Raw genomic sequence first — 4,260 nt, 5'->3', positions numbered from 1 at the left:
TGAGCGTCTCGTGGGCTCGGGGAGGGTTCCGGCCTTCATCGGATCATCAACCTCAATTGGGGCAGTTCCCCGGGGAACGGCGATCATGTTGGCGGATGGAGCGTCCGAAGTCAAAGCACCGCCACTCAGGGAACCTCCAGGAAGAAAGCCTGACTTTCCACAGCAGGAAGCCCCAGTCCAGACGCGAGGGCGGGTGCCAGTTCATTGGGCACACGCCATGTCTGTCCACTGGGTTGGATCAACACCACCGCGTAGCGACCTCGGGGCATCTCACGCAGCGGCACGGGGTTGGTAGGTACCCGGGCATCCAGTGCCTGGGGTCGCACTTCCACCACCAGCTCCGGAACGACGGCGCCTTCCATGCGAGGGTTGCCGTTCTCGTCGGTGAGCGCGGCGGTGATGCTGTCTGGCACCAGGCGCGCGTTGAGCACGACGACATCCGGTACGCCGTCCTGGGAGCCATCGGCGTGGGCGTAGTCCACGCCGGTGTCATCCGGGATGCCATCTCGGTCCAGGTCGTTCTCGTCCACCAGGTTGCTGGCGTCGTCCGCCAGCTTGCGCACCACCACGCGTGGCCAGAAGCCATCGGGGGTGCCGTCGTTGTCTGCGTCCAGGTAGCTGACGGCGAAGCCTTCCGGGCGCTGGTCCACCGCGCCGTCGTGAATGGACAGCGGCTGGAGGCGCAGTTGCTTCACCGAGCTGCCCAGCTGCCCGTCACCCTGCACCACCTGGAACGTGGGCCGGTCCCTCAGCACGCTCGCGGTGTCGGAGAAGCTCACCGCCACGCCGGTGAGGGGCTGCGGCTGGCCGTCCGCGTCCGCCACGACTTCCACCGTGAGCGGTCTGCCGGTCGCGTCCACCGCCGCGCCACCCACGTCACCCGCGTTGGGCTCGCTGGTGACGCCGTACCAGGGGTTGAAGTCGGACCGGCGGCAGTCCGCGCCCGCGTCCGAGCCGCAGCCGTTCGCGTCGATGAATCCGCGGAGCATGTAGCGGCCCTCGGGCACCAGGCTGAAGCTGAAGGGCGCGACGAAGGGGCCGGGCGTGTCATTTGCCAGCGCCGGGCCGAAGAGCTGCTCGGCGGAGACGACGGTGAAGGTGAGGGGGCGGCCGGTGCCCTGCGGCGGCGGAGGCCGGTCCGCGTCGTAGAGGAACACCACCGCGTTGCCACGCGCGCGTGACTGCACCACCAGGTTGCCGTCGATGCGCGCGTTGCGCGTGTTCTGCCGCACGTCGGCGGTGGGCACCACGGGTGGTGAATCGCAGCCGAGTCCGATGACGGACGCGAGGGCGAGGCCACCAGCGGCCCGCTTCCAGGAGGACAAGGTGGGGCGGCTCATGGAGTCACCGTCAGGGTCGCGTAGACGCGCCGCTCGATGCGATTGCCAAAGGGGTGCTGGGAATGTGCGCCGCCCAGGTGGCTGCCCACCAGCGCGACGGTGACGGAGTCCTTGACGGCCATGTAGCCCACGCGCGCGTTCACCACGGTGTAGGCGCGCAGCGGGTTGGACACCAGGTCGATGCGCGTGGGGTCCGCGGCTGCGGGCTCGCGCTCAATCCACGTGGAGGCGGAGGTGTAGGCCGCGTCCACGCCGAACTCCAGGTCCGCGCGTGAGCGGTAGGTGAGGCCGCCGTACAGCCGGAACTGCGGCGCCTGGTTGCACGGGCCACACTCGGCCGCCGACTCGCGGTCCGACGTCACGTCCTGCAGCGACGCGCTCAACTTCAGTCCCAGGCCGTCCACCGGCGCCAGGGTGACGCCCGCTTCGGCGCCGCGCGCGGTGTAGATGGCGTCCTCGTTCTGGAAGGACGAGCTGCCCAGCAGGTACGAACCGGTGCCCGGGTCATACGACTGGCCCGGCGGCAGCCGCGACACCCCGGACAGACCGATGAGGTCTCTCACCGTGTTCTGGTACACGGCCACGTCCAGGTCGATGCCCAGCTCCGGGGACTCGCCGCGCCAGCCCAGCTCGAAGGCGGTGAGGCGCTCGGGGCGCAGCTGCTGATTGCCGGTGGTGAGCGTGCTGACGCCGTTGATGCCCGGCACGGGCACCGTCAACTGCGTGTAGCTCTCCAGGAACGTGGGCTCGCGGAAGGCGGAGGCCGCGCTCGCGCGGAAGGCGTGGTTTTCGAAAGGCTTGAACAGCGCGGAGATGCGCGGCGAGTGCGCCAGGCCCGGGCTGCCCAGGTTGAGCAGCGGGTGCCGGTCCACGCGGTAGCTGGCCACCAGCGCCAGCGGCTCCACGATGCGCCACTCGTCCTGGACGAAGAAGGCCGCGTGCACCTGCTCGCGCAGCGGGCCCAGGTAGTCTCCCCAGTCCACGCGCTTGAGGCGGCCCTCCACGCCAATGTTGAGCTGGTGCGTGCCCGCGAGCTCGAAGTCACGCGCGAAGAGCAGCTCGGCGTTGAAGAGGTTGGAGTTGAGCGACGTCACCAGCGAGCGCTGGCCCGTGGCTTCATACTGGGGACCCGCGTCGCTGGAGATGTGGTTCCAGAACGTCTTCAGCTTCAGCGGCCCCAGCTCCACGTCGCCCTTGGCGAAGGCGTTGACGCCGTCGATGAAGTAGTTGCGCAGCAGGCCCGGCGGATAGATTTCCGTGGTGAAGCGATTCACGCCGCCGGACAGGCCCACCTGGCGCCCTTCGGCGAAGGTGTACACGGCGGACAGCGACGCGCGCGCGCCGCGAGCGCCCAGGTCCGGGTCGGGGCCGCGCAGCGTCACGTCCGGCAGGCCGCTGGCGTAGTCCCGGCTCCACTTGTCCGTCTGCGAATAGCCCGCCGCCGCCCGGTAGCGCAGCGCGCCCGAGCCGCCGTGGCTGACGAAGGAGCCCGCGGCGGTGTTGCCCGTGCCGCCGGTGGCGTGGAACTCCGCGCGCGGGCCGGTGCCGGGCGCGCGGGTGATGATGTTGACCACGCCGAGCATGGCGTTGGCGCCGTACAGCGCGCTGCCCGGGCCGCGGATGACCTCGATGCGCTCAATCTCCTCCAGGCCGATGGGGATGGAGGACCAGATGGTGAGGCCCAGGAAGTCCTGGTACTCCGTGCGGCCGTCCACCAGCACCAGCACCTTGTTGGCGATGCGTTGGTTGAAGCCGCGCAGCGACACGTTGGCGCTGCCCACGCCCAGGGCCATGACGTCCGCGCCGGGCACGCGCCGCAGCAGCTCCGGCAGTGACGTGGCGCCCGACAGGCGGATGTCCTCGGCGGTGATGACGGTGGTGGCGTTGGGCGCGTCCAGCGAGGACTGCGCGCGGCGGCTCGCCGTCACCACGCGCTCTTCGTAGGGCACCGCGCCCAGGTCCACGCCGCTGGCCGAGTCGTCCGAGCTGGCGGAGGCGACGCCGGTGGGCGTCAGGCCGGGAATGGTGGCGCTCCCCACGGGCATGGCCTCGGCCCGCTCAATGGCCTTCTCCAGCCGCTCCAGCAGCGCGCTCAACTGCTGCTGCGACTGCATGCCCGCGGGGGGCGGCGGCATGGGCAGCGACGACGGGTCCTGCGCGGCGGCGGCCTGTGCTTCCTCGGCCTTCAGCTTCTCCTCCAGCGCGGCCACCGTGGGCAGCACGGAGGCCGCGTCCGGTGGATTGCTGGCGAGGTAGCGCTGGTACACCTCCAGCGCCGCCTTCGACCGGCCCGAGTCCTGGTAGGCGCGGGCGATGTTGAAGAGGACGTTGGGGTGCGGCTTGATGGCGTAGGCGGCTTCGAGCTCGGCGATGCCCGCGTCGTACTGCTTCTGGGCGATGAGGCTCATGCCGCTGCGGAAGTGGCGCCGGGCCTCAAGGCGGGCGTCCGCCAGGGCCTCCCCCGCGCACAGACACATCGCGAGGAGCCCCGCTCGTTTGAAGGCTGTCAGGGTTTTCAATTGTACGGGTCGTCCTTGTAGGGCGACGAGTCTGGGGCCTTTCCAGGCCGCGTGCTCGCCTTCTTCTTGGGCTGGAGCTTCTGCGTGAAGCGCTCTTCGGGGCCCGCGCCCTTGGCGACGGCGCGGGCGCGCTGGTAGCCGTCCAGGGTGAAGGTCAGCGCCGCTTCCGCGACGCCGCTGGCATTCGGCGCCACCTCGAGGTTCAGGGGCGTCTCACCCAGGTCCTTCCCCTGGTACGTCACGCGCGCGCCCATGGGGTCGCTGACGATGAGGAAGCGCACCGGCTTCACGGTGGGGCGCGTCAGCGGAGCCAGGGCCAGCTCCTCGTCGGACGCACCCGCCGCGGACTCCACGGGCGGGAGGGCGGCCTCGGGCGCCTTGGCTTCGGGCACGGCCTGGGC

Annotated in this window: 3 protein-coding genes; all 3 read right to left on the bottom strand. The window is 70.5% G+C overall.

Annotation, left to right across the window (positions count from 1 at the left end; translation table 11 throughout):
• Nucleotides 1–125: 125 nt before the first annotated feature.
• Entirely contained in the window at nucleotides 126–1,340 is a 1,215-nt protein-coding gene (locus tag FL344_RS37890) for a hypothetical protein (protein ID WP_141621924.1), read from the bottom strand.
• Complete coding sequence (locus FL344_RS37885; protein WP_141621925.1) at nucleotides 1,337–3,817, bottom strand: TonB-dependent receptor; 2,481 nt, start codon at nucleotides 3,815–3,817, stop codon at nucleotides 1,337–1,339. The genes FL344_RS37890 and FL344_RS37885 overlap by 4 nt, the downstream gene beginning before the upstream one ends.
• A 38-nt stretch (nucleotides 3,818–3,855) precedes the next feature.
• Nucleotides 3,856–4,260 (bottom strand): PEGA domain-containing protein (locus FL344_RS37880; protein ID WP_141621923.1); only part of this gene is annotated, 405 nt, incomplete at its 5' end.

Origin of the sequence: Myxococcus sp. AB036A (assembly GCF_006547355.1) — a bacterium.
Classification (GTDB): domain Bacteria; phylum Myxococcota; class Myxococcia; order Myxococcales; family Myxococcaceae; genus Myxococcus; species Myxococcus virescens.
Note: the sequence above shows the minus strand (reverse complement) of the source record. Positions and strands in the feature narration are given on the sequence as shown.

Coding starts and splice junctions, on each gene's coding strand:
- FL344_RS37890 (WP_141621924.1), bottom strand. CDS start 1,340: ATGAGCCGCCCCACCTTGTCCTCCTGGAAGCGGGCCGCTGGTGGCCTC.
- FL344_RS37885 (WP_141621925.1), bottom strand. CDS start 3,817: ATGTGTCTGTGCGCGGGGGAGGCCCTGGCGGACGCCCGCCTTGAGGCC.